Below are 2,236 nucleotides of genomic sequence, written 5' to 3' on the forward strand. Positions count from 1 at the left end.
AGCCAGCCGGCGCAGCCACCAGGGCAGCCGGCCGACGTTCTCGTACCGGCCGAGGATCAGCCCCGCCCGTACCAGCAGGGCACGCTCCCCGAAGCGGGCGGTCACCGCCAGTTCCGCGCCGCGCTTGTTCCGCGGGTACTCGGTGTGCCCGTCGTCGGGGGAGGCCGGCACCAGCGGCGCGCTCTCGTCCGCACCGGCCGCCGGCGGGAACGTGTACACCGAGCGGCTGGAGACGTAGGTGTAGTGGCCGACGCGGCCGGACAGCAGGTCGGCCGCGTCCCGGACCGCGTGCGGGGCGCCTGACCAGGTGTCGACGACGACGTCCCACTCGCCCCGGGTGAGGGCGCCCGTGCCGTCAGCCGTGTCGCGGTCGCCGACCAGGGTCCGGGCGCCCGGGGGAGCGGTGCGCGTGCCCCGGTTGAAGAGCGTCACGTCCCAGCCCCGCTCCAGCGCCTGCTCGGCCACCACCCGGCCCACGAAGTCCGTACCGCCCAGCACCAGAAGTCTCATGCGAGGACTCTCGCCGCCCCACCGCGAACGGGGAAGGGCACATCGCGGTCAGCGGAATCGCTGCAGGCGCAACCGGCCCGGGGCGCGGTGGCGCCGGGCCGGGGCCGCAGCGTGCCGGGCTGTCGGCAACGGAGGCCTGCCGGGACAGGATTGGACGTGCCGAACCGCCCCGTCGCGGGGAGCGGCGGGGCGGTCAGCGTGGTGCGGTCACCAGCCCGGCAGTTCGTCCGCGGGTGACGGCGGGGCGGGTGCGGGGGCGGGCAGGCAGGTGAAGCCGAGCCGCTTCATGGCGCGCGTCACTTCGAAGGCGCTGAAGTCGCGGCGGTCCTGGCGGGTGACGATGGCGCCCACCTGCTTCACGGGATAGGTGCGACGGCCGATCTTCACGGCCTCACCTGTGACGGGTTCCGGTTTCACACCCGTCATCGCCTGCTCCACCTCGCTCGCGGTCAGGTCGAAGGGGTAGCCGGCGATGATGCAACGCATGGTGCCTCGGCGGGGGAGAAGGAGTGATGGTCGTGCGATCTCCAGCGTCCCACAGGCGGCCGTCCTCCGGAAGCGAACACCCCCGGTCGAGGGGTGCCCGAGCCCCTCCGCGACGCTGTGGTACGTTTGTGGAAGTTGCAGTTTTGGTACCCATGGACACTGTGTGCACCTGACCTCACATCACTCAGGTGCACTTTTGTTTTGCCGGATTTCTCCGGATGGGGTCATTTCGGCGACGCAGGAGTCCGCGAGGTGCGGATTCCCGGCAGCCAACCTGTCTGAAGGAGAAAAACATGGCTACAGGCATCGTGAAGTGGTTCAACTCGGAAAAGGGCTTCGGCTTCATCGAGCAGGATGGTGGCGGCGCTGACGTCTTCGCCCACTACTCGAACATCGCCGCCCAGGGCTTCCGTGAGCTCCAGGAAGGCCAGAAGGTCAACTTCGACGTCACGCAGGGCCAGAAGGGCCCGCAGGCCGAGAACATCACGCCTGCCTGACGCCTGAGGCGTCACCGCAGATCTGGGGCCCGCACCTTGTACGACAAGGTGCGGGCCCAGCTCGTTCCCGGGGCTTCTCCCCTCACTCGTCGTCCGCCTCAGAAAGGCCTTCCGGTTGACTCGCCGCAGTCAGTCCCCCCGTCAGCGCTCCTTCCGCTCCGGTCCGCCCGCGCGCGGGCGGACCGCGGCTCCTCCGGCGGAGTTCGCCGTACCGGCCTCGCTCACCCCCGCCCTGCCGGCGGTGCACGACTTCGCCGACATGGGCCTTCCGGCACCGCTGCTGCCGGTGCTCACCGAGCTGGGCGTGACGCAGCCGTTCCCGATCCAGGCCGCCACGCTGCCGAACTCGCTGGCCGGCCGGGACCTGCTCGGCCGGGGCCGCACCGGATCGGGTAAGACGCTGGCCTTCGGGCTCGCCCTGCTGGCGCGCACCGCGGGACAGCGCGCCGAGCCCCGGCAGCCGCTGGCACTGGTGCTGACGCCGACCCGGGAACTCGCCCAGCAGGTCGCCGCGGCCCTCGCCCCCTACGGCCAGGCACTCGGCCTGCGATCGGCGACCGTGGTGGGCGGCATGTCCATCGGCCGGCAGGCCGGCGCGCTGCGCCAGGGCGCGGAACTGGTCGTCGCGACCCCGGGCCGCCTGAAGGACCTCATCGAACGTGGGGACTGCCGCCTGGACCAGGTGCGGATCACGGTGCTCGACGAGGCCGACCAGATGGCCGACATGGGCTTCATGCCGCAGG

General features: G+C 71.5%; 4 protein-coding genes. 2 read left to right on the forward strand and 2 right to left on the reverse strand.

All coding sequences use genetic code 11. The annotated features are described in order from the left end of the window. On the reverse strand, positions 1 to 510 hold a 510-nt coding region (locus ACYVE9_RS23795), incomplete at its 3' end, for an NAD-dependent epimerase/dehydratase family protein (protein WP_461029943.1). A 207-nt stretch (positions 511 to 717) separates the two neighbouring features. Then, on the reverse strand, positions 718 to 996 hold the full coding sequence (locus tag ACYVE9_RS23800; RefSeq protein WP_461029944.1) for an SCO5918 family protein: 279 nt from the start codon (positions 994 to 996) through the stop codon (positions 718 to 720). Positions 997 to 1,289: 293 nt separating this feature from the next. On the opposite strand from ACYVE9_RS23800, the gene ACYVE9_RS23805 reads away from it, so the two are divergent. Then, positions 1,290 to 1,493, forward strand: a complete 204-nt coding sequence (locus ACYVE9_RS23805; protein WP_461029945.1) for a cold-shock protein — start codon at positions 1,290 to 1,292, stop codon at positions 1,491 to 1,493. 115 nt (positions 1,494 to 1,608) lie between these two features. Beyond that, positions 1,609 to 2,236: DEAD/DEAH box helicase (locus tag ACYVE9_RS23810; RefSeq protein ID WP_461029946.1), on the forward strand; the 628-nt coding region annotated here is incomplete at its 3' end.

It is taken from the genome of Streptomyces sparsus, assembly GCF_054776295.1.

What these genes read in the sequence shown, in the direction of transcription:
- ACYVE9_RS23800 (WP_461029944.1), bottom strand. Translation starts at nt 996, where the DNA reads ATGCGTTGCATCATCGCCGGCTACCCCTTCGACCTGACCGCGAGCGAG.
- ACYVE9_RS23805 (WP_461029945.1), top strand. Translation starts at nt 1,290, where the DNA reads ATGGCTACAGGCATCGTGAAGTGGTTCAACTCGGAAAAGGGCTTCGGC.